Origin of the sequence: Massilia haematophila (genome assembly GCF_042647645.1) — a bacterium.
Taxonomy (GTDB): Bacteria; Pseudomonadota; Gammaproteobacteria; order Burkholderiales; family Burkholderiaceae_D; genus Telluria; species Telluria haematophila.
On record NZ_JBHRVV010000001.1, the window covers coordinates 1,621,705 to 1,644,462 of the forward strand.

19 protein-coding genes are annotated in these 22,758 nt (G+C 65.2%); 17 read left to right on the forward strand and 2 right to left on the reverse strand.

Annotation, left to right across the window (positions count from 1 at the left end; all coding sequences use genetic code 11):
* The first annotated feature begins 106 nt into the window (after positions 1 to 106).
* The 11 genes from ACFOPH_RS07295 to ACFOPH_RS07345 all read left to right on the forward strand — a co-directional run bounded on the left by ACFOPH_RS07295 (position 107) and on the right by ACFOPH_RS07345 (position 11,920).
* Positions 107 to 913 carry an IclR family transcriptional regulator gene (locus tag ACFOPH_RS07295; protein ID WP_312552635.1) on the forward strand — a complete coding sequence of 269 codons (807 nt, stop codon included), beginning with the start codon at positions 107 to 109 and terminating at the stop codon, positions 911 to 913.
* A gap of 191 nt (positions 914 to 1,104) precedes the next feature.
* On the forward strand, positions 1,105 to 2,268 hold the full coding sequence (locus ACFOPH_RS07300) for an ABC transporter substrate-binding protein (RefSeq protein WP_312552634.1): 1,164 nt from the start codon (positions 1,105 to 1,107) through the stop codon (positions 2,266 to 2,268).
* Positions 2,269 to 2,329: 61 nt separating this feature from the next.
* Positions 2,330 to 3,202, forward strand: coding sequence for a branched-chain amino acid ABC transporter permease (locus tag ACFOPH_RS07305; RefSeq protein ID WP_312552632.1), 873 nt, complete (start codon positions 2,330 to 2,332; stop codon positions 3,200 to 3,202).
* Between the two features lie 5 nt (positions 3,203 to 3,207).
* Positions 3,208 to 4,164 (forward strand): branched-chain amino acid ABC transporter permease, encoded by a 957-nt coding sequence (locus ACFOPH_RS07310; protein ID WP_312552630.1) that lies wholly within the window; start codon positions 3,208 to 3,210, stop codon positions 4,162 to 4,164.
* Positions 4,151 to 4,855, forward strand: coding sequence for an ABC transporter ATP-binding protein (locus ACFOPH_RS07315; protein ID WP_312552628.1), 705 nt, complete (start codon positions 4,151 to 4,153; stop codon positions 4,853 to 4,855). Before ACFOPH_RS07310 ends, ACFOPH_RS07315 begins: the two co-directional genes overlap by 14 nt.
* Position 4,856: 1 nt before the next feature.
* Positions 4,857 to 5,558 carry an ABC transporter ATP-binding protein gene (locus ACFOPH_RS07320; RefSeq protein WP_312552627.1) on the forward strand — a complete coding sequence of 234 codons (702 nt, stop codon included), beginning with the start codon at positions 4,857 to 4,859 and terminating at the stop codon, positions 5,556 to 5,558.
* A gap of 52 nt (positions 5,559 to 5,610) precedes the next feature.
* On the forward strand, positions 5,611 to 7,239 hold the full coding sequence (locus ACFOPH_RS07325; RefSeq protein WP_379737879.1) for an electron transfer flavoprotein-ubiquinone oxidoreductase: 1,629 nt from the start codon (positions 5,611 to 5,613) through the stop codon (positions 7,237 to 7,239).
* A gap of 26 nt (positions 7,240 to 7,265) precedes the next feature.
* Complete coding sequence (locus ACFOPH_RS07330; RefSeq protein WP_379734460.1) at positions 7,266 to 8,444, forward strand: acyl-CoA dehydrogenase; 1,179 nt, start codon at positions 7,266 to 7,268, stop codon at positions 8,442 to 8,444.
* Positions 8,445 to 8,822: 378 nt separating this feature from the next.
* Positions 8,823 to 9,503, forward strand: coding sequence for a trimeric intracellular cation channel family protein (locus ACFOPH_RS07335; RefSeq protein ID WP_312553824.1), 681 nt, complete (start codon positions 8,823 to 8,825; stop codon positions 9,501 to 9,503).
* A 183-nt stretch (positions 9,504 to 9,686) separates the two neighbouring features.
* The gene (locus ACFOPH_RS07340) at positions 9,687 to 10,367 is read left to right on the forward strand and encodes a hypothetical protein (protein ID WP_312553827.1); all 681 of its coding nucleotides are present in this window, start codon (positions 9,687 to 9,689) and stop codon (positions 10,365 to 10,367) included.
* Positions 10,368 to 10,879: 512 nt separating this feature from the next.
* Positions 10,880 to 11,920, forward strand: a complete 1,041-nt coding sequence (locus ACFOPH_RS07345; RefSeq protein WP_312553829.1) for a hypothetical protein — start codon at positions 10,880 to 10,882, stop codon at positions 11,918 to 11,920.
* A gap of 119 nt (positions 11,921 to 12,039) precedes the next feature.
* On the opposite strand, the gene ACFOPH_RS07350 is transcribed toward ACFOPH_RS07345, so the two are convergent.
* Complete coding sequence (locus ACFOPH_RS07350; RefSeq protein WP_379734463.1) at positions 12,040 to 12,606, reverse strand: nitroreductase family protein; 567 nt, start codon at positions 12,604 to 12,606, stop codon at positions 12,040 to 12,042.
* Complete coding sequence (fdhD, locus tag ACFOPH_RS07355; protein WP_379734465.1) at positions 12,603 to 13,385, reverse strand: formate dehydrogenase accessory sulfurtransferase FdhD; 783 nt, start codon at positions 13,383 to 13,385, stop codon at positions 12,603 to 12,605. Before fdhD ends, ACFOPH_RS07350 begins: the two co-directional genes overlap by 4 nt.
* 229 nt (positions 13,386 to 13,614) lie before the next feature.
* On the opposite strand from fdhD, the gene fdnG reads away from it, so the two are divergent.
* From fdnG to selB, 6 genes are all read left to right on the forward strand, one after another.
* Positions 13,615 to 16,686 carry a formate dehydrogenase-N subunit alpha gene (gene fdnG, locus ACFOPH_RS07360; RefSeq protein WP_379734467.1) on the forward strand — a complete coding sequence of 1,024 codons (3,072 nt, stop codon included), beginning with the start codon at positions 13,615 to 13,617 and terminating at the stop codon, positions 16,684 to 16,686.
* 17 nt (positions 16,687 to 16,703) lie between these two features.
* Positions 16,704 to 17,624, forward strand: coding sequence for a formate dehydrogenase subunit beta (gene fdxH / locus ACFOPH_RS07365; protein WP_312553027.1), 921 nt, complete (start codon positions 16,704 to 16,706; stop codon positions 17,622 to 17,624).
* Positions 17,614 to 18,285, forward strand: a complete 672-nt coding sequence (locus ACFOPH_RS07370; RefSeq protein WP_312553024.1) for a formate dehydrogenase subunit gamma — start codon at positions 17,614 to 17,616, stop codon at positions 18,283 to 18,285. The genes fdxH and ACFOPH_RS07370 overlap by 11 nt, the downstream gene beginning before the upstream one ends.
* A 75-nt stretch (positions 18,286 to 18,360) precedes the next feature.
* Entirely contained in the window at positions 18,361 to 19,392 is a 1,032-nt protein-coding gene (fdhE, locus tag ACFOPH_RS07375; RefSeq protein ID WP_379734470.1) for a formate dehydrogenase accessory protein FdhE, read from the forward strand.
* A complete protein-coding gene (gene selA / locus ACFOPH_RS07380) occupies positions 19,389 to 20,807 on the forward strand; it encodes an L-seryl-tRNA(Sec) selenium transferase (RefSeq protein ID WP_379734472.1) in 1,419 nt (472 codons plus the stop codon). Before fdhE ends, selA begins: the two co-directional genes overlap by 4 nt.
* Entirely contained in the window at positions 20,804 to 22,735 is a 1,932-nt protein-coding gene (gene selB / locus ACFOPH_RS07385; protein WP_379734474.1) for a selenocysteine-specific translation elongation factor, read from the forward strand. Before selA ends, selB begins: the two co-directional genes overlap by 4 nt.
* Positions 22,736 to 22,758: the final 23 nt, after the last annotated feature.

Consider the following 22,758-nt stretch of genomic DNA (forward strand, 5'->3'; position numbering starts at 1 on the left):
CGCAGTGCGAACGACCATTTCACAAAACAGTTGACACCCCTCTTTTTCGTATGTGATCATCAATTCCAGACTCAGCCACAGATGCTGGGCATTGGAGACAATCGAGATGGACGCAATCCAGTCATTCACTGAGGAAGACAACGCCAAGGACCGTCAATTCGTGACCGCCCTGGCGCGCGGGCTCGAAATCCTGCGCTGCTTCCGCCCCGGCGAGGCTTCGCTCACGAATAGCGAAATGGCCAAGCGCACCGGCATGCCCAAGCCGACGATTTCGCGCCTGACCTATACGCTGACCCGCCTCGGCTACCTCACTTATTCCCCCGACCAGGGCCGCTACCAGCTCGGCGCCCCGGTGCTGGCCCTCGGCTACACCCTGCTCGCCAACATCGACGTACGCAAGCTCGCGCGTCCCGCGATGCAGGAACTGGCCGAATACGCCCAGTGCAGCGTCGCCATCGGCATCCGCGACCGCCTGGACATGGTGTATGTCGAGGCCTGCCGCGGCAGCGCCGCCGTGACCCTGCGCCGCGACGCCGGCTCGCGCATCCCGCTGGCGACCACCGCCATGGGCAAGGCCTATTTGTGCGGCCTGCCCCAGGCCGACCGCGATTTCCTGATGGACCACATCCGCCTGCATGCGGAAACCCAATGGCCGAAGCTCAAGGCCGATCTCGAACAAGGCTTCAAGGATTACCAGGACCGCGGCTTCGTGCTGTCCTCGGGCCTGTGGGACGCCAACATCAGCGCCGTCGGCGTGCCCCTGATCGACCCCGAGAACGCCAAGACGATGGCCTTCAACTGCGGCGGACCGGCCTTCCTGCTGCCGAAGGAAAAGCTGGTCGAGGACCTGGGCCCGCGCCTGGTGCAACTGGTGCGCAACGTGGGAACGAGCATGGGGCGCCACATCAATTAAGCGGGGCGAGCCCCGCGACCCGGCAAACAGGGAACACCCGCCGCACAGTCCCGCTATCGCGGCACGGTGCGACGCCCCCGGCTTGCCAGCGATTTTGTAGAACGGATGACCGACGGCCCAGGGCCGACGGCACGGAAAGGCGGCTCCGCTCGCGGGGCCAGTATCGACAACAATCTGAAAAGGTGGAGACAATGAGCAAGATTAAGACAATCGCTTTCGCAGTGTGTGCAGCCCTCGGCGCCGGCTCGGCATATGCGGAGGAATTCCTGGTCGGCGTGCAGATCCCGCTGACCGGCCCGCTGGCGCGCGTCGGCATGGGCACCCAGGAAGGCATCCGCGTCGCCGCCGAGGTCTTCAACAAGACCAACGGCAAGCACACCATCAAGCTGGTCACCGTCGACGACGAATCCGCCCCGGCCAAGGCCGTGGCCGCCGTGGAAAAGCTGGCCAGCCAGGGCGTGGTTGCCGTCACCGGCGGCTACGGCTCGAACAACATCTCGCCGGCCTCGGACGCCGCCAACAAGCTGGGCCTGGCCTACATCACCTCGGGCGGCGTCGACGACGGCCTGGTCAAGGCCGGCCGCAAGAACTTCTTCCGTATTAATAATACCGAGGGCTACCAGAAAGCCCTGGTCGGCCTGATCGGCGACCTCGGCGTGAAGTCGGTCTCGATCATCTACTCGACCAAGGACGCCACCCACGGCCTGGCCGCCGACGTCGAGAAGACCCTGGGCGCCAAGGGCATCAAGGTGTCCATGCACGCCTTCGACCCGGCGATCACCGACTTCAAGCCGATCCTGAACAAGGTCAAGCTGCGCGACCGCTCGGAATTCATCGCCATGGTCGGCTACGAGAACGAGTACGTCGGCATCCTGCGCGCCGCGCGCGTGCTCAAGCCGACCACGGTCAAGGCCATCGCCGGCGTCTGGTCGCTGGCCACGCCGAAGATGGCGGCCGACTTCCCGGACCTGATGCCGAACGTGTACGGCACCGCGGTCCTGCCCTTCCCGGTGAACTTCACCACCGCCGACGGCAAGGCCTTCGGCGAGGCCTACACCAGGCTGCACAAGAAGGAACCGGACTACCTCGGCCAGTTCGGCTACGTGCAGTCGATGCTGCTGTTCGAAGCGATCGCACGCGCCGCCGACGCCGGCACCATCAAGAAGGGCGGCGTCATCGAAGAGATGCGCAAGACCGATCGCCAGACCCTGATCGGCCGCGTGCAGTTCGACGCCACCGGCGACAACAAGAACTTCACCCAGCGCATGGGCCAGCACCAGGGCAAGAAAGTCGAACTGGTCTGGCCGAAGGAAGCGGCAACCGCCAAGCCGGTCTTCCCGGGCGTGCCGTGGTAAGACCGTAGTGCAGTGACGGGCAGGATCCCCTGCCCGCGTGAATTTCGATGGGAATGCAGAAATGACGGACTTGATCTTACAAGCCGTGTATTCAGGACTCTTGCAGGGCGGTTCCTACGCCCTCATCGCACTTGGCCTGGCGCTGGTCTTCGGCGCCATGAAAGTGATCAACCTGGCACACGGCGAACTGGTACTGCTGGCGGCGTATATCGCCTACACGGTGGAATCGAAACTTGGCTGGAACCCGCTGACCGCCATCCCGGTGGCCGTGATCGTCGTGACGATCACTTCGGCATTGCTGTACTTCGTGGTCGGCAAGATCCGCACCAACCGCGAAATCAATTCGCTCACCCTGACCTATGGCGTCGGCGTGATCCTGACCAACCTGGTCCTGATGATCTGGAGCGCCGACGTGCGCGCCACCAGCTCGAGCTGGATGCAGGAAGCCTTCGTGGTCGGCGAGCTCTATTCCATGCGCTCCGAAGTGCTGTTCTTCGGCGTCAGCATCGTCCTGATCGTCGCCCTCTGGTGGTGGCTGTCGCGCTCCTGGTATGGCCGCGCCGTGCGCGCCGTCTCGAGCAACCGCGACGCCGCCAAGCTGATGGGCATCAATCCCGGCAAGACCGAACTGGTCTCCTTCGTCGTGGCCGGCATCCTGGCCGCCTTTGCCGGCGTCGCCCTGTTCAGCTATGGCGTGATCACCCCGGCCTACGGCAGCGTCCTGACCGTGAAGGCCTTCATCATCACCGTCCTGGCCGGCATCGGCTCGATCCCGGGCGTGCTGATCGGCGCCGTCCTGCTGGGCGTGGCCGAATCGCTCACCGTCACCCTGGCCAGCTCGGCCCTGCAAGAACTCGCCGGCATGGGCCTGTTCCTGCTGGTCCTGTTCGTCATGCCTAACGGCCTGTTCGGTGCTGCACGGAGGCGCGGATGAAAACGATGAATCGACCCAATATGCTCCTGATCGCCGTTCTCGCCGCGGCCTACATCCTGGTGCCGGTGCTGCTCGGCGGCGACGCCTACGTGATGAGCCTGGTGATCGCCTCGCTCGTGATCGGCGGCATCGCGCTGTCCTGGGCCCTGCTCGGCAACCTGGGCGGCATGGTCAGCTTCGGCCACGCGGCCTTCTTCGGCGTCGGCGCCTATACCTCGGCGGTGCTGAGCATGCAGCACGGCGTGCCGATTTTCCTCGGCCTGCTGCTGGGCGGCGTCGGCGCCGTGCTGTCTGCCGTGCTGATGCTGCCGGTGCTCCGCCTGCGCGGCCCCTACTTCGCGCTCGCCATCCTGGCCTATGCCCACATCTTCCGCATCCTCGCCACCGAGTGGGAATCGGTCACGGGCGGTTCGGCCGGCATCGCCAGCATCCCGCAGCTGCCGACCGTGTTCGGTTTCGACTTCTCGAGCAAGATCGGCAACTACCTGCTGATCCTGACCATCGTGCTGGTGTTCGCCTGGATCTACGACCGCATCCGCCGCAGCCCGCACGGCCTGGCCCTGCGCGCGATGCACGACAGCGAGGACGCGACGCGCGTGGTGGGCGTCAACAACACCCTGCTGAAAGCCCTGATGCTGCTGGTCTCGGCCTTCATGTGCGGCGTGGTCGGCGCCTTCAACGCCCACTACATCAACTTCCTCGAGCCGGACTACGCCTTCAGCGCGCTGTGGGTGACGATCCCGATCGTGGCGGCCATCTTCGGCGGCTACCGCACCATTACCGGCCCGCTGGTCGGCGCGGTCGTGGTCTACCTGGTCGACCAGCTGTTCGTGAAGAACATCATGCCGACCGGCCACCAGCTGGTGCTCGGCCTGGTCCTGGTGGTGATGATCATCGCCAGCCCGGACGGCCTGCTTGGCCTGTTCCGCAAGTTCATGAGGAAAAAAGATGCTGCAGCTTGAAAACGTCACGGTCCGCTTCGGCGGCCTCACGGCGGTCAACGATGTCACGCTGTCGGTCGGCACCGGCGACGTGGTCGGCCTGGTCGGCGCCAACGGCGCCGGCAAGACCACCCTGTTCAATGCCATTTCCGGCCTGGTGCGCCCGACCACCGGCCGCATCGTGTTCAACGGCACCGACGTGCTGCGCGCGCCGATGTACCAGCGCGCCCGCATGGGCATCGGCCGCACCTTCCAGATCCCGCAGCCGATGCACGAGCTGACGGTGCGCCAGAACCTGGAAGTGGCGCAGCGCTTCGGCACCGGTTCGATCGATCGCAAGCGCATCGACGAGATCCTGGCGTTCACCAACCTGACCGCCAAGGCCGACCGCGACGCCTCGACCAGCCTGGCGCTGACCGAGCTGAAGGCGCTCGAGGTGGCGAAGGCGCTCTCGACCAACCCGAAGCTCCTGCTGCTGGACGAAGTGCTGGCCGGCCTGGAGACCAACGGCAAGCGCGCCTTCATGAACATGCTGAAGGACCTGCACCAGCAGTTCGCGGTCGGGATCGTGATCATCGAGCACGACATCGAGACCATCAGCAACCTGTGCCAGCGCGTCGCCGTGCTGAACTTCGGCGGCCTGATCGCCGAGGGCACGCCGGCCGAGGTGTTCAACGACCCGGCCGTGATCAAGAGCTATACCGGAGGCTGAGATGCTGGAGATTCAAAACGTACGCGCCGGCTACGGCGCCATCAACGTGCTGTGGGACCTGTCGCTGTCGATCGCGCCGGGCAAGCTCACCACCATTATCGGCCAGAACGGCGCCGGCAAGACCACCCTGCTGCGCGCCATCATGGGCCTGATCCCGGTGTCGCAGGGCGCCATTCTGCTGGACGGCAAGCCCCTGAACGGCACCCCGACCTGGGACATGATGGCCGTCTCGATGGCGATGATCCCCGAGGGCCGCATGGTCTTCCGCGACATGACGGTCGAGGAAAACCTGATGATGGGCGCCTTCGCGCCCCAGCACCGCGCCGGGGCGGCCGCCAACCTGGAACGCTCCTACGAGATGTTCCCGCGCCTGCGCGAGCGGCGCAGGCAGCTGGCCGGTTCGCTGTCCGGCGGCGAAGCCCAGATGCTGGCGATGGCGCGCGGCCTGATGAGCGACCCCAAGGTCCTGATCATCGACGAGCCCTCGCTCGGCCTGGCGCCGGTGATGGTGAACGAGCTGTTCGAGATCCTGGGACGCCTGAAGCAGGACGGACGCACCATGATCCTGGTCGAGCAGAACACCCACCGCGCGGTGGGCGTGGCCGACCACGTCTACCTGATGCAGAGCGGGAAAGTGGTGCTGTCCCAAGCCGCTTCGGAGGTCAGCCTGGACCACCTGCACGACCTGTATTTCGCGCGCTGAGCCGGGAGTAGCCGATATGAGCTTGATCGAAGAATACGGCCCGCGCGAATCGATGGAGTACGACGTCGTGGTCGTCGGCGGCGGTCCTGCCGGATTGTCCGCCGCGATCCGCCTGAAGCAGCTGGCCCGGGACAAGGGCCAGGACGTCTCGGTCTGCGTGCTGGAGAAAGGCGGCGAGATCGGCGCCCACATCCTCTCGGGCGCCGTCATGGACCCGATCGCCCTGAACGAACTGTTCCCGAACTGGAAGGAACTCGGCGCGCCGCTGAACACCCCGGTGACCGAGGACCAGGTCCTGTTCCTGACCGAATCGAAGGCTTACCGCACGCCCGGCTTCATGGTGCCGAAGATGCTGACCAATCACGGCAACTACGTGATCTCGCTGGCGAACGTCACGCGCTGGCTCGGCCAGCAGGCCGAAGCGCTGGGCGTGGAAATCTTCCCCGGCTTCCCCGCCGCCGAGATCCTCTACAACGAGGACGGCTCGGTGAAAGGTGTCGCCACCGGCAACATGGGCGTCAAGCGCGACGGCGAGCCGGGTCCGGACTTCCAGCTCGGCATGGAGCTGCACGCGAAGTACACCTTGTTCGCCGAAGGCTCGCGCGGCCACCTCGGCAAGCAGCTGATGGCCAAGTACGACCTGAACCGGGATGCCGATCCCCAGACCTACGGCATCGGCATCAAGGAACTCTGGGAGATCGACCCGGCGAAGCACAAGCCGGGCCTGGTGATCCATACCGCCGGCTGGCCGCTCGACAACAGCACCTATGGCGGCTCCTTCCTCTACCACCTGGAAAACAACCAGGTCGCGGTGGGCTTCGTGGTCGGCCTGGCTTACCAGAACCCGTATCTGTCGCCGTACGAGGAATTCCAGCGCTATAAAACGCATCCGGCGATCCGCCACTTCTTCGAGGGCGGCAAACGCATCTCCTACGGCGCGCGCGCCATCACGGCCGGCGGCCTGCAATCCCTGCCGAAGACCGTGTTCCCGGGCGGCGCCCTGATCGGCTGCGACGCCGGCTTCCTGAACACCAGCCGCATCAAGGGCAGCCATGGCGCGATCAAGACCGGCATGCTGGCCGCCGAGGCGGCGTTCGCGGCGCTGGGCGCGGGCCGCCAGCACGACGAATTGAGCAGCTACCCGGCCGCGTTCAAGCAATCGTGGCTGCACGAGGAACTGCACGTGGCGCGCAACTTCAAGCCGTGGATGAGCAAGGGGCTGTATCTGGGCACCTTCATGACCGGCATCGACCAGATCCTGTTCAAGGGCAAGGCGCCCTGGACCCTGCGCCACAAGCACGCGGACCACGAATGCCTGCGCCCCGCTTCGGATTTCCAGCCCATCGCCTATCCGAAGCCGGACGGCAAGCTGACCTTCGACAAGCTGTCCTCGGTGTTCATCTCGAACACCAACCACGCCGAAGACCAGCCGGTGCACCTGACGCTGAAGAACCCGGCTATTCCCGTGGACGTCAACCTGGCCAAGTTCGCCGGGCCCGAGCAGCGCTACTGCCCTGCCGGCGTCTACGAGTTCGTGAAGCTTGAGACAGGCCAGGACCGCCTGCAGATCAATGCCCAGAACTGCGTGCACTGCAAGACCTGCGACATCAAGGACCCGACCCAGAACATCGTCTGGGTCACGCCGGAAGGCGGCGGCGGGCCGAACTACCCGAACATGTAAACAATCTACCGATCAAAGAGACCATCATGACCAAACGAACCGCATTCCACTGGGACGATCCGCTGCTGCTGGACCAGCAACTGACCGACGAAGAGCGCATGGTGCGCGACGCCGCCGCCTCCTACTGCCAGGACAAGCTGCAACCGCGCATCCTCGAGGCCTTCCGCCACGAGACCATGGACACCTCGATCTTCCGCGAGATGGGCGAGCTGGGCCTGCTCGGCCCGACGATTCCCGAGCAGTACGGCGGCCCGGGCCTGAACTACGTCGCCTACGGCCTGATCGCGCGCGAAGTCGAGCGCGTCGACTCGGGCTACCGCTCGATGATGAGCGTGCAATCGTCCCTCGTCATGGTCCCGATCTACGAGTTCGGCAACGAAGCGACCAAGCAGAAATACCTGCCGAAGCTGGCCACCGGCGAATGGATCGGCTGCTTCGGCCTGACCGAACCGAACCACGGCTCCGACCCAGGCTCGATGGTGACCCGCGCCCGTAAAGTGGACGGCGGCTACAGCTTGAGCGGCTCGAAGATGTGGATCACGAATTCCCCGGTCGCCGACGTCTTTGTCGTCTGGGCCAAGGACGACGAAGGCGCGATCCGCGGCTTCGTGCTGGAAAAAGGCTGGGAAGGCTTGTCGGCGCCGGCGATCCACGGCAAGTTCGGCCTGCGCGCCTCGGTCACCGGCGAGATCGTGATGGACAACGTGTTCTGCCCGGAAGAAAACGCCTTCCCGGAAGTGCGCGGCCTGAAGGGTCCGTTCACCTGCCTGAACTCGGCCCGCTACGGCATCGCCTGGGGCGCGCTGGGCGCGGCCGAAGCCTGCTGGCACACCGCGCGCCAGTACACGATGGACCGCAACCAGTTCGGCAAGCCGCTGGCGGCGAACCAGCTGGTGCAGAAGAAGCTGGCCGACATGCAGACCGAGATCACGCTCGGCCTGCAGGGCTGCCTGCGCCTGGGCCGCATGAAGGACGAAGGCACCGCCGCGGTCGAGATCACCTCGATCATGAAGCGCAATTCCTGCGGCAAGTCCCTGGATATCGCCCGCACCGCGCGCGACATGCTGGGCGGTAACGGCATCTCGGACGAATTCGGCATCATCCGCCACATGGTCAACCTCGAGGTGGTCAACACCTACGAAGGCACGCACGACATCCACGCCCTGATCCTGGGACGTGCGCAGACGGGTATCGCGGCGTTCTGATCGCCCTGGTTTGAAGACGCCGGCCGCGACCAGTTCGCCGCCGGCGTTTTTTCATTTTCGTAGGGTGGGCACGCCGTGCCCACGCGTTACGTGTTCGTCCGGCGTCCGCTGCGGCAAGGCGTCGCTCCGCGGCTGAACCGCAGCCGGTACACGAAACCAAGCAATCTACAGGTCCATTTTTGCGTTCGCAGGACGCTTTCGACACGCCGCGTGGATACGCAGTGTTCGACGAATCAAACGCCAACCTTGTTCATGGTTCCGCGTGGGCACGGCGTGCCCACCCTACAGCCCATCCGTTAGGCTATCATGACGCCCTTGTCCATACAGGCCGCAGGCATTCGCCCCGCCGCGCCCTCCCCGCATTCCAAGGCAACATACGTGTTTAATGTTCTTTCCCTTGACGTCGACGCGGCGATCAAGACCCTCGTGCTCACGCTCGACCTGGTCGGCACCTTCGTCTTCGCCCTGTCCGGCGCCACCGCCGGCGCGCGGCGCCGCCTCGACATCTTCGGCGTGCTGGTGCTCTCCTTCGTCGCCGCCAACTCGGGCGGCATCGTGCGCGATCTGCTGATCGGGGCGACGCCGCCGGCGGCCATCAGCGACTGGCGCTATCTCGGCGTCTCGCTCATGGCCGGCGTCGTGATCTTCTTCTGGTACCCGGTCATCAACCGCCTGCAAAGCCCGGTACTGTTCTTCGACGCCGTGGGTCTCGCCCTGTTCTGCGTGGCCGGCGCCCAGAAGGCCCTCGTGTTCGGGCTGACGCCGTTGATGGCCGCCCTGCTCGGCATGCTGACCGGGATCGGCGGCGGCATCGCGCGCGACGTGCTGCTGTCGAACGTGCCGGGCGTGTTCAGGTCGGACATCTATGCGGTCGCGGCCCTGGCCGGCGCCACCGTGGTGGCGGTCGGCCACGTGCTGGGATGGCCGACCACCTTCACCGCCGTCGGCGGCGCGGCGCTCTGTCTGGGGCTGCGGCTGGCGGCGATCCACCGCGGCTGGCATTTGCCGACGGCGCGCTGGCCGGAGCAGACCGAGTCCCATCGCGACGAGGAGCGCTGACGCCTTTGGCGCTTATAGCGTCATCAGACGCCAGCAGCGAACAATTGGTGAGATTTCAAGCATGAGCAAGCGGATATACTTCAGTTGCGATATGGCACGCCTAGATGCCAACCTGAAAGACACCCATAGCTCCGGCAATCGGCACCATCATGCGCTTGCCGGACGTGCTCACCCATCCTGAGAATGATGAATAGATTCGCTATTGGCCTGCTCGTCGGGCCTCTGCTGGCGGGTTGCGCCCCAGACTCCACCTTGTCGGAAACCAAAGTCAAGCTGGCAGAAGCAAACCAGAAAATCGCTGCGCTCGAAAAAGAGCTCGCTGAAGCGAAGTCCTCGGCCCCCAGTGCGAAGGCTACTCCAGAGCTGCCGAAAGAGAGCGCCCCCGCTTCGCCACCGCCAGTAGAAGACGAAACCAGCAAGACTGGCCCGCAGTGGGACTACGACGTCAACGAAGACCTGATGTCCGGAAGTAAGCGCTACACGGCGTCGCTGAAAAGCGCGAATACGGTGTCTTTCGGATTTCCATATGGTGGCGAACAACACGGCACCTTGACGCTCCGCACCGTGCAAGGAAAAGGCAAGGACGTCTTATTCTATATCCAGCGAGGGCAAATCCTTTGCCCGTCTTACCAAGGCTGCAACGTGCTGGTGAGATTCGACGACGAGAAGCCGATGCGCTTTGCAGCAAACGGGCCGGCAGACCATAGTTCCGAACTCATCTTTCTCGAAAATTATAGTAAGTTCATAACGAAGCTCAAGAAAGCCAAACGCGTTCGCCTTTCCGTCGACATATACCAGAATGGCGCGCCGGCATTCGAATTCGACGTGAGTGGCTTCGATCCGGATAAATACCAGCCAAAATAAACGATCGGTGGCCGCAGGGCCGCATCGACATTCGATGCCGTGTTCGGCGGCTTGATACATCAAAGAACGGAAACGAATTCCTCCGGCCACGGCCCTTCGCGCGGCGGCCGCGGCGCCATCGCGCCCGACGTGCTGCTGTCACGCAAGCCTGGCGTATTCAGGCCGAACATCTCTGCCGCGGCAACCGGACCGATCCGAGAAGACTTGCCGGTCGAAACATCGAGAAGCCGAAGCACAACACAACGATACCGCGTGGCGACAAAGCCAAGTCGAATGAATCTTCTTCACGGGAAGTCCTTCGGTTCTGTCTGCTCTTTGCAACAGTGTAGATTTTGTCCATAAGCGAGCGTAACCTTGGTGTGACCAAGTCATTTATGCACAGCAGTATGGAGTCTTTCTCGCGCTGTTTGGTGCACGCCGACGCAGCAAAATTGCATCCTGCGTCTGGACGGTTTTCACAATCCTGGTCTTATCAGTCCAGGGATGTTCCACCATCGATACGGGAGAACGTTGTGAACATCGCTGACATTGCCATGAAAAATGGCAACTACCTCTTGTCACTCGTCCTTGCCGCCGTGCTCCTGTCCGGATGTGCATCCGTCGACTATACAAAACACGAAAAAGGCGCTTTCTGGTGCAACGAACCCTTGAAATTGTCGGACGGGGTCCACTTCGACGAACGCCACCTGAACGCAGCAAGACGCGGTTACTTGTACGCCCTGGCCGCTGCCTGGGTATTACAGACAACCAATCCTGAAGGCGCGGATCACTGGTTCAATCTGCCGGCGAGAATAAAACCAAGCGAGGGACTTCCGCGTCACCACTCTGGCTTCGAAGTCAGGACGTTTGAAGTCAAGGAAGATCCCAGCGATCCTGTGCTTTCCGAGGTTGTCGTTGCATTTACTGGATCCAACGATCGTGATGACTGGCTCTTTACCAATTTCCTGTTCAGCCAAAGGCAATATGAACTTGCAAGGGAATATGTAAAGCAGGTGGCGCAAAAGTATCCAGGGATCAGGCTGGTGGTTACCGGGGTATCTCTGGGCGGAGCGTTGGCGGGCCACGTCACCAAACGCGAAGAAACACGCGATTACATTGCGGAGGCTTGGCTTCTCAATCCCAGCCCCAAACTCTACGCGAACGATCAAGTCGACCAGCGAATATGGGTACTCGCAATGCGCGGAGAAATCCTGCATGCTGTCCGGACGCCATTCATGGAAACGATCTGGCCAGGCATCAATCGTATTGGTGCGCCATGGTACCAGACCGCAGACGACTTCTATCAAGTCAAGTCCAGTGTCGTTTATGCGCACTTTAGATGGCTTATAGCAAGGAACGTCCTTTTCGTCGCTGACTACGCTCACCTCCAGCACAAGCTGGGACCAGTTGATCCCCGCAGGGTAAATGAGCCTAGAGAAATTCTTGAAGCGTCATGCTTCCGAGCTTGCGCGAAGGAAAAAGAGTGGCAGCAAATTGTTGAGGGACGAAACGCGGGGATTCCGTACGAAGAAATCAAGATCGTGCCCTGGGCTTGTATGAAACCATCCCAATAGCGCTAGCAATTCGCGGCGCATATCACCTGACCAAAGCATCTTGTTTTGCATTCGATCCTCATACGAGTATCCAGGACTGCATGACGCATGATCACGGTCTTGTTCAAACGTCTCACCGATCAGAGGACGGAAACAAATTCCTCAGTCCGCGGTCTTTCGCGCGGCGGCCTTGGCGCCATCGACGTGCCGAACGCCACGAAGCAGATCGCCTGCTCGTGCGGCGCCAGGCGCAGCAGATCGCGCATGCCCGCGCTGTCCATCGCCGCGCCGCTGGCCAGGCCGCTCGCAAAACCCAGCGCCTGGGCCGCGGTCAGCATGTTCTGCACCGCGCAGCCCAGCGACACCAGCTTTTCGGCGGTCGGGATCCTGCCTTTCGGCGCGTCGTCCAGCACCGCTACCAGCAGGCAGGGCGCATGGAAGGCCTTGTCGCGCGCCCGGGTGCGCGCTTCCTCGTCGGCAGCCGGGTCGCGTTCGGCCAGCGCGCGCTCGAACACCGCGCCCAGGTCGGCGCGCCGCTCGAGCGGAACGATGATGAAGCGCCAGGGCCGCAGCTGGCCATGGTCCGGCGCCTGGGCCGCCGCCTCGAAGATGCGCGCTAAAGCCGCCGCATCCGGCCCCGGCGCCAGCAGGCGCCGCTGCGGGTGGTTGCGGCGCGCCGCCAGCCAGGTCCACAACTGCTCGCTCATGCGCCCTGCCCGTCTCCGTCCAGCCCGAGCTGCTGCGGGTGGGTGTAGCAGACGAAGTCGCGTCCGCGCGCAAAGGCCAGCAGGGTCATGCCGGCCGCTTCCGCCAGTTCGACCGCCGCCAGCGTCGGCGCCGACATGCCGACCAGGGCCGATACCCCGGCCTGGATCGCCTTTTGCGCCATCTCGAAACTGACCCGGCTGGTGATCAGGAAGAAGCCCTCCCCGGGCCGGGCCGGGCCGCGCGCCATGGCGCCGATCACCTTGTCGAGGGCGTTGTGGCGGCCGACGTCCTCGCGCACCAGTTGCAGGCTGCCGTCCATCGCGCACCAGGCGGCGGCGTGGGCGGCGCCGGTGCGGCGCGTCAAATGCTGCTCGGCGCCGATCGCCGCCAGGGCGCGGCGCACGCCGTCCACATGGAAGCCGCGCGCCGGCGCCAGCACGCGTTGCGGACGGCAGACCTGGTCCAGGCTGTCGACCCCGCACAGGCCGCAGCCGGTGCGGCCGGCCAGGGTGCGGCGGCGCTCCTTCAGTTCCATGAAGGCGCGGCTGGCAACCTCGAGCTGGACGGTCAGGCCCGCGGGCGTGTACTCGACCTCGATGCCGTAGCACTCGGCGGGACTGGCGATGATGCCTTCGCTGAGCGAAAAGCCGAGCGCGAAGTCTTCCAGGTCGGACGGGCTGGCCATCATCACCGCATGCGAAATGCCGTTGTAGACCAGGGCCACCGCGGCTTCCTCGACCACCGAGTCCTCGACCTCGGTCAGCACATCTTGACGCATGCGCAACACACGGCGCGGCCCGGCCGTCGGCGGAAGACCCTCGCTATCGGTATTTGATTGTCGATTAACTATTTTCATCACATGGCGGTGAGGCAAGATTTAACAATTGAGGCAAGAAGCTGACGGATTCGAGCATGAATTCTAGCTTTTGGAAAATTTTAGCACTGACCTGAGTCTTCTATAAGTGTTAAACTTCGAAAACCGTCGTTTCCTTTAAGAAGGATTGTTAATGAACCAGATGTCAAGGCGCCAGTTCCTGAAGGTTTCAGGCGCCACCATCGCGGGCTCCAGCCTGGCGGTGCTCGGCTTCGCTCCGGCTACGGCTCTCGCCGAAGTCCGGCAGTACAAGCTGGCACGCACGACCGAAACCCGCCAGACCTGCCCCTACTGCTCAGTCGGTTGCGGCATTTTGATGTACGGCCTGGGCGATGGCGCCAAAAACGCCGCCGCCTCGATCATCCACATCGAGGGTGATGCCGACCACCCGGTCAACCGCGGCACCCTGTGCCCGAAAGGCGCTTCGCTGGTGGACTTCATCCACAGCCCGAACCGCCTGCTGGAGCCGGAATACCGCGCTCCAGGCTCCAGCGAATGGACCAAGATTTCCTGGGACCAGGCGCTGGACCGCATCGCCAAGCTGATGAAGGCCGACCGCGACGCCAACTTCGTCGAGAAGACCGCCGACGGCAAGACCGTCAACCGCTGGCTCACCACCGGCATGCTGGCCGCTTCGGCCGGTAGCAATGAAGCAGGATACATTACCCACAAGACCGTCCGGTCTTTGGGCATGCTCACATTCGATAACCAGGCGCGTGTTTGACACGGTCCGACGGTGGCAGGTCTTGCCCCGACGTTTGGCCGTGGAGCGATGACGAATCACTGGGTCGACATCAAGAATGCCGATGTGATCCTCGTCATGGGCGGTAATGCCGCCGAAGCACACCCCTGTGGTTTCAAGTGGGTAACCGAAGCGAAGGCCCATAACAAGGCCAAGCTGGTCGTGGTCGATCCACGCTTTACCCGTACCGCATCCGTTGCAGACTATTACGTCGCGACGCGTACCGGCACGGACATCGTGTTCCTGGGCGCGATCGTCAACTATCTGCTGACGAACGACAAGATTCAACACGAGTACGTCCGCAATTACACGGACATGCCTTTCATCGTCCGCGAAGATTACGCGTTCAATGACGGCATCTATTCCGGCTACGACGAAGCCGCCGGCAAGTACGCCGACAAGTCGAGCTGGAACTACGAGATGGGCGAAGACGGCTATGCCAAGGTCGACCCGACCCTGGCGCACCCGCGTTGCGTCTACCAGCTGATGAAAAAGCACTACTCCCGCTACACGCCGGAAATGGTGCAGAAGATCTGCGGCGTCTCGCCCGAGCAGTTCAAGAAGGTTGCCGAGACCCTGGCCTCGACCGCCGTACCTGGCCGCGCCGCGACCATCCTGTACGCGCTCGGCTGGACCCACCACTCGACCGGCGCCCAGACCATTCGCCTCGGCGCCATGGTCCAGCTGCTGCTGGGTAACATCGGTATCGCCGGCGGCGGCATGAACGCACTGCGCGGCCACTCGAACATCCAGGGCCTGACCGACCTCGGCCTGATGTCGAACCTGCTGCCGGGCTACATGACCCTGCCGAACGAAGCCGAACAGGACTACGACGGCTACATCGCCGCCCGTGCGCCAAAGGCGATGCGTCCGAACCAGCTGAGCTACTGGAGCAACTACAAGAAGTTCCACGTCTCGTTCATGAAGACCTGGTGGGGCGACGCCGCCACCCAGGAAAACAACTTCGCCTACGACTACCTGCCGAAGCTGGACAAGCCGTACGACCTGCTGCAGGCCATCGAGCTGATGAACCAGGGCAAGATGACCGGTTACATCTGCCAGGGCTTCAACGTGATCGCCTCGGCCCCGAACAAGGCCAAGGTCCTGGCCGGCCTGTCGAAGCTGAAGTACCTGGTCGTCATGGATCCGCTGGAAACGGAAACCGCCGAATTCTGGAAGAACCACGGCGAGTTCCACGACGTCGATTCGAGCAAGATCCAGACCGAAGTGTTCCGCCTGCCGACCACCTGCTTCGCGGAGGAAGCCGGTTCGCTGGTCTCGTCTTCGCGCGTGCTGCAGTGGCACTGGCAAGGCGCCGAGCCGCCGGGCAAGGCCCGTTCGGACATCGAGATCATGTCGGAACTGTTCCTGCGCATGAAGAAGGCCTACCAGACCGAAGGCGGCAAGTTCCCGGACCCGATCCTGAACCTGACCTGGCCGTACGCCAAGCCGCACAGCCCGACGCCGGAAGAACTGGCGAAGGAATTCAACGGCAAGGCGCTGGCCGACGTGTTCGATCCGAAGGATCCGACCAAGGTCATCGTCAAGAAGGGCGAACAGCTGGCCAGCTTCGCGCAGCTGCGCGACGACGGCACGACCGCCTCGGGCTGCTGGATCTTCGCGGGCTCCTGGACGCAGGCCGGCAACCAGATGGGCCGCCGCGACAACAGCGACCCGACCGGTATCGGCAACACCCTGAACTGGGCCTGGGCATGGCCGGCGAACCGCCGCGTCCTGTACAACCGTGCTTCGGCCGACACCCAGGGCAAGCCGTTCGATCCGACCCGCGTGCTGGTGCGCTGGAACGGCGCGGCCTGGACCGGCGCCGACGTGCCTGACTTCAAGGTCGACGAGAATCCGGCCGGCGGCATGAACCCCTTCATCATGAACCCGGAAGGCGTCGCGCGCTTCTTTGCACGCGGCATGATGAACGAGGGTCCGTTCCCCGAGCACTACGAGCCGTTCGAGAATCCGGTTGGCAAGAACCTGATGCACCCGAACAACCCGCGTGCAACCAGCAACCCTGGCGCCCGCGTGTTCCCGAACGACCGCAAGGAAATGGGTACGGCTGCCGAGTTCCCGGTGGTGGCAACGACTTACCGCCTCACCGAGCACTTCCACTTCTGGACCAAGCATGCCCGCCTGAACGCGATCATCCAGCCGGAACAGTTCGTGGAAATCGGCGAAGGCCTGGCCAAGCAGATCGGCGTCGCCAGCGGCGACAAGGTGCGCGTGTCCAGCAAGCGTGGCCATATCGTGTCGAAAGTCATCGTGACCAAGCGCATCCGCGCCCTGCAGATCGACGGCAAGGAAACCCACACCGTGGGCATCCCGCTGCACTTCGGCTTCAAGGGCCTGACCAAGCCTGGCTACCTGACCAATACCCTGACCCCGGTCGTGGGTGACGGCAATTCGCAAACGCCGGAATTCAAGTCCTTCCTCGTGAAGGTCGAGAAGGCTTAAGACCGGAGAAATAAGACATGGCACTACAATCATTGGATATCAAACGCGTGTCGGCCACGACGACGCCCCCGCCCAGCGCCCGTTCGCCGGTCGGCGGCAGCGTCGCCAAGCTGATCGACGTCTCGAAATGCATCGGCTGCAAGGCCTGCCAGACGGCATGCATGGAATGGAACGACATCCGCGACGAAGTCGGCGTCAACTCGGGCGTCTATGACAACCCGATCGACCTGACCCCGAAGTCGTGGACCGTGATGCGCTTCTCCGAGCACGAGAAGGAAGACGGCAACCTCGAGTGGCTGATCCGCAAGGACGGCTGCATGCACTGCGAGGACCCGGGCTGCCTGAAGGCCTGCCCGTCGCCGGGCGCGATCGTGCAATACGCGAACGGCATCGTGGACTTCCACCAGGAAAACTGCATCGGCTGCGGCTATTGCGTCGCCGGCTGCCCGTTCGACGTGCCGCGCATCTCGAAGCAGGACAACCGCGCCTACAAGTGCACCCTGTGCTCGGACCGCGTCGCCGTCGGCCAGGAACCGGCCTGCGTCAAGACCTGCCCGACCGGCGCCATCATGTTCGGCACCAAGGAGGACATGAAGGTCCACGCCGCCGAGCGCATCGAGGACCTGAAGGAGCGCGGCTACGAGAACGCCGGCCTGTACGACCCGGCCGGCGTCGGCGGCACCCACGTCATGTACGTGCTGCACCACGCCGACAAGCCGACGCTGTACCACGGCCTGCGCGAAGACCCGAGCATCAGCACCACGGTCGGCCTGTGGAAGGGCTTGACCAAGCCGCTGGCCCTGCTGGGTATCGCCGCCGCGGCGCTGGGTGGCTGGTTCCACTACACCCGCGTCGGTCCGAGCGAGGTGACCAAGGAAGACGAAGCCGAGGCACTGGCCGAGGCACGCAGGCTGAAGGGGGAAACGCATGAAGCATAATCACGGTCATGACAAAACCCGCGACAAGGACGGCAATCCCGTCATCGTCCGCTACACCGCCAATGAACGCAGCAATCATTGGGTGACGGCGATCTGCTTCATCCTTGCCGGCCTGTCGGGCCTGGCCATGTTCCATCCGGTCATGGCCTGGCTGGCGCTGCTGTTCGGCGGCGGCCAGTGGACCCGCTTCCTGCACCCGTTCTTCGGGCTGGTGATGTTCTTCTCGTTCGCCTTGCTGGTGGTCCGCTTCTGGGGCCACAACAAGTTCGAGAAGGGCGACGCCCAGTGGCTCAGGCAGATCAAGGACGTGGTGGCCGGCGACGAGCACAAGCTGCCGAAGGTCGGACGCTACAACGCCGGCCAGAAGCTGCTGTTCTACACGCTGGTGGTCTGCATGCTGGCGCTGTTCTTCACCGGCTTCGTGATCTGGCGCGAGTGGTTCTCGGAATTCTTCCCGATTCCGCTGATCCGCCTGTCGGCACTGATCCACGCCTTTGCGGCCTTCGTGCTGATCCTGATGATCGTCGTGCACATCTACGCCGGCATCTGGATCAAGGGCACCATGGGCGCCATGATCCGCGGCACGGTCAGCTACGGCTGGGTGCGCAAGCACCATCCGCGCTGGTTCGAACAAGTCATGCGCGGCAAGGACCATCACTGATACGATTTAGCGTATTGATTTAAAATAGGCCGGGCACGCCATGCGTCCCGGCCTTTGTCTTTCAGAGAGAATAACTTGGTACAACGTCTACTCCAACCGGGCGAGATCGAGGCACTCGATCACAACGCCATTCCGCGCCTGCTCCTGCCGCATCCCGCTACCCTGTTCGCCGCACGCGCCGCGCGCCTGCGCCAGCTGGCGGCCGGCGCGGTGCCGGGCATTCCGGTCGAAGACTCCCTGCGCGGCTACCTGGGCCTGATGGCGCACGTCGCCGACGCCCAGCAGGCCGTGGTGGCCGCACTCGGCGCCCAAGGGGTGTCGCTGCCCGACCAGGCCGCGCTCAAGCTGGCGCACGACCACAACATGCCGCCGCTGCCGGCGACCGGCAGCCGGCCGCCCGAATGGCGCACGGTCTTCGACCGCCTGCTCGACCAGCTGGACGGCGCCGTCGCCAGCGCCCCACAGCTGGGCGCCGCGCTGGAACACCTGCGCGCCATCGACGACGCCGGACTCGAAGGCCTGGCCGACGCCATCCTCGGCGGCTACCTTGATGGCATCGATCCGCTGCGCGCGCCTTTCGTGGTCGCCGCCCTGCAGGTGAGCTGGTCGCTCATGGCCGCCCAGCTCGATCCGGCCTGGGCCCAGCCCCTGGTCACCGGCACCCTGTGCCCGGTGTGCGGCTCGCAGCCGGTCGCCAGCGCGGTGCGCATCGGCGGCCAGTCGCAGGGCTACCGCTACCTGCACTGCAGCTGCTGCGAAAGCGAGTGGCACATGGTGCGCGTGAAGTGCTCCTGCTGCGAAGCGAACGGCAAGGTCGCCTACCAGGGCCTGGTCGACAAGCACGCCGACCCGCAGGCCGCCAACGTCGCCGCCGCCGCCGCGGGCAAGACCCTCGACAAGGCCAACGACCCGACCAAGGTCGCGCGCGCCGAAACCTGCGACGACTGCTGGACCTACCGCAAGATCTTCAACCAGGAGCACGACTACCACATCGAACCGGTGGCCGACGACCTGGCCAGCATGCTGCTCGACGTGCTGGTGTCCGAGGCGGGCTATGCGCGCGCCAGCGGCAATCCCCTGCTTTGGCTGAAGGAAGAAGAGGCGTGAGCGAGGCCGCCGTTCCATCGCTGCGCCTGCCGGCCGTGCACGCCCTGCTGGGCGAGGCGGCAGGCCAGGCCCTGGTGCTCGAATACGGCCACGAGCAGGCCGTGGCGGCGCTGCGCGTGCTGCTCGACGAATTGCGGACCGCCCTGCGCGGCGGCGGCGCCGAAGACGTCTCCGCCGCCGCCATCCTGGCGCGGCTCGGCGAACGCCTGGCCGCCGCCAACGCCTCGCGCCTGCGTCCGGTCTTCAACCTGACCGGCACCGTCCTGCACACCAATCTCGGCCGCGCCCTGCTGCCGGACGAAGCGGTGCAGGCCGTGGTCGACGCGCTGCGCTGGCCGATGAACCTGGAATGGGACCTCGAGACCGGCAAGCGCGGCGACCGCGACAGCCTGGTCGAGGAGCAGCTGTGCGCCCTCACCGGCGCCGAAGCGGTCACGGTGGTCAACAACAATGCCGCCGCCGTGCTCCTGATGCTGGCCGCCCTGGCGCCGAACCGCGAAGTGATCGTCTCGCGCGGCGAGCTGGTGGAGATCGGCGGCGCCTTCCGCATCCCGGACATCATGGCGCGCGCCGGCGCCACCTTGCGCGAAGTGGGCACCACCAACCGCACCCACCTGAAGGACTACGAGGAGCACGCCGGTGCGGACACCGCGATGCTGCTGAAGGTCCATTGCAGTAACTATGCGATCACCGGCTTCACCAAGGAGGTCACGGTCGCCGAGCTGGCCCCGCTGGCGCGCGAACGCGACATCCCGCTGGCGGTGGACCTCGGCAGCGGCACCCTGGTCGACCTCGAACGCTACGGCCTGCCGCACGAGACGACGGTGAAGGAAACCATCGCCGCCGGCGCCGACCTGGTCACCTTCAGCGGCGACAAGCTGCTCGGCGGACCGCAGTGCGGCATCATCGCCGGCCGTGCCGACCTGGTCGCCGCGATCAAGAAGCATCCCCTGAAGCGCGCCCTGCGCGTCTCGAAGCTGACCCTGGCCGCGCTCGAGCCGGTGCTGAACCTGTACCGCGCGCCCGACCTGCTGCCCCAGCGCCTGACCACGCTGCGCCTCTTGACCCGCCCCGCCGCCGAGATGCGCGCGCTCGCCGACACCCTGGCCGCGCCGCTGCAGGACGCCCTCGGCGATGGCTACTCCGTCGTCACCGCGCCGATGAACAGCCAGATCGGCAGCGGCGCCCTCCCGGTCGAGCTGCTGCCGAGTTACGGCCTCGCGGTGCGCGCCCAGCCCGGCGTGCGCGGCAATCCGCTCGGCCTGCTGGAACGGCGCCTGCGCGCCCTGCCGCACCCGGTCGTCGGCCGCATCGCCGACGACACCCTGTGGCTGGACCTGCGCTGCCTGCAGCAGGACCAGCTGCCCATTTTCGTGGCGCAGCTCCCGCAGCTGGTGGAGAACAAAACAGCATGATCGTCGGTACCGCAGGCCATATCGACCATGGCAAGACCACCCTCACACGCGCGCTCACCGGGGTCGACACCGACCGCCTGAAAGAGGAAAAGGCGCGCGGCATCTCGATCGAACTGGGCTACGCCTATGCGCCGCTGCCGGGCGGGGCGAGGCTCGGCGTGATCGACGTTCCCGGCCACGAAAAATTCATCCGCACCATGGCCTCCGGCGTCACCGGCATCGACCTGGCCCTGCTGGTGGTCGCGGCCGACGACGGCATCATGCCGCAGACCCGCGAGCACCTGGCCATCCTCGAACTGCTCGGCGTGCGCCGCGCCTGCGTGGCGCTGACCAAGATCGACCGCGTCGACGCCGTGCGCCTGGTGCAGGTCGAGGCCGACGTCGAAGCGCTGCTGGCCGGCACGCCCTTCGCCGGCGCGCCGATGTTCCCGACCGCCGCCAGCATGCCGGGCGATCCGGGCGTGGCCGCCCTGCTGGCCTACCTCGACGGGGTCGCCGCCGACCTGGTTTCGCAAGGCGAAGCGCGCCTGTTCCGGCTCGGCGTCGACCGCGTGTTCACGGTCTCCGGCCAGGGCACGGTGGTCACCGGCACCGCGCTGGCGGGCCGGGTGGCCGTCGGCGATCTGCTGCAACTGGCGCCCGGCGGACAGCAGGCGCGCGTGCGCGCGATCCACGCCCAGGGACGGGCTGCCGAGATCGGCCAGGCCGGCGAACGCCTGGCGCTGAACCTGGCCGGCGTGGCCAAGGACGACATCGCACGCGGCAGCTGGGTGGTCGCGCCGGACATCGGCGCCTGCTCGGAGCGCTTCGACGCCGTCCTGTCGCTGCTGCCCGACGCGCCGGCCCTGGGCTCCTGGGCGCCGCTGCACGTGCACATCGGCGCCGCCCACCATACCGCCCACCTGGTGCCGCTCGAAGGCGAGCAGCTGGCCCCGGGCAGCCGCGCACGCGTGCAGCTGGTGTTCGCGGAGCCCCTGCACACCGTGCCGGGCGACCGCTTCGTGGTGCGCAATGCCCAGGCCACCCAGACCATCGGCGGCGGCGTGGTGCTCGATCCCTTCGGGCCGGCACGCAAGCGCCGCAGCCCGGCGCGCCTGGCCTGGCTGGACGCGCTGTCGGGCTGGCTGGCGGACGGCGACGCCGCGCGCCTGATCGGCGCCAGCCCGGCCGGCCTGGCCGTCTCGACGCTGGTACGCTTGAGCGGTATCGCGCCCGCGGCGCTGCGCTTGCCGGATTCCTTCCTGCGCCTGCCGCTGGCCGGCGGCGACAGCCTGCTGGTGGCGCCGGCCATGCTCGCGCCGCTGGAAAGCCGGGTGCAGGGCGGCCTGGCCGCCTGGCACGCGCGCCAACCGGACGAACCAGGGCTGGAGCTGTGGCGCCTGAAGCGCATGGTGGCGCCGGAACTGCCGGACGCGATCTGGAGCGCGCTGGTGGCGCGGATGCTGGACGCCGGCAGCCTGGCGCGCAGTGGCGCCAGCCTGCGCCTGCCTTCGCACAGCGTGGCCTTGAGCCCGGCCGAGGAAGCGCTGGCCGCGCGCCTGCTGCCGGCGCTCCAGGCCGGGCGCTACGACCCGCCCTGGGTGCGCGACCTGGCGTGCAAGTACAATTTGGCCGAGGACACGGTGCGCGCCCTGCTGCGCAAACTCGCGCGCGCCGGGCAGCTGCACCAGGTGGTGCACGACCTGTTCTACCATCCGGTGCCGCTGGCGGACATGGCGCGCATCGTGGCCGAACTGCCCGATGCCCAGGCCGCGAATTTCCGCGACGCGACCGGGCTGGGACGCAAGCGCGCGATCCAGGTCCTGGAGTTTTTCGACCGGGTCGGCTATACTCGCCGGGTCCGTAATACCCACCTGCCGAGGCCGCAGGCCAGCTGGCCGGCACCTCCCGCAGCGCCGGCAACGTCGGGCGCCCTGCCGGGCAGTTAGCGGTACAAGTTCGCGGCGCACAC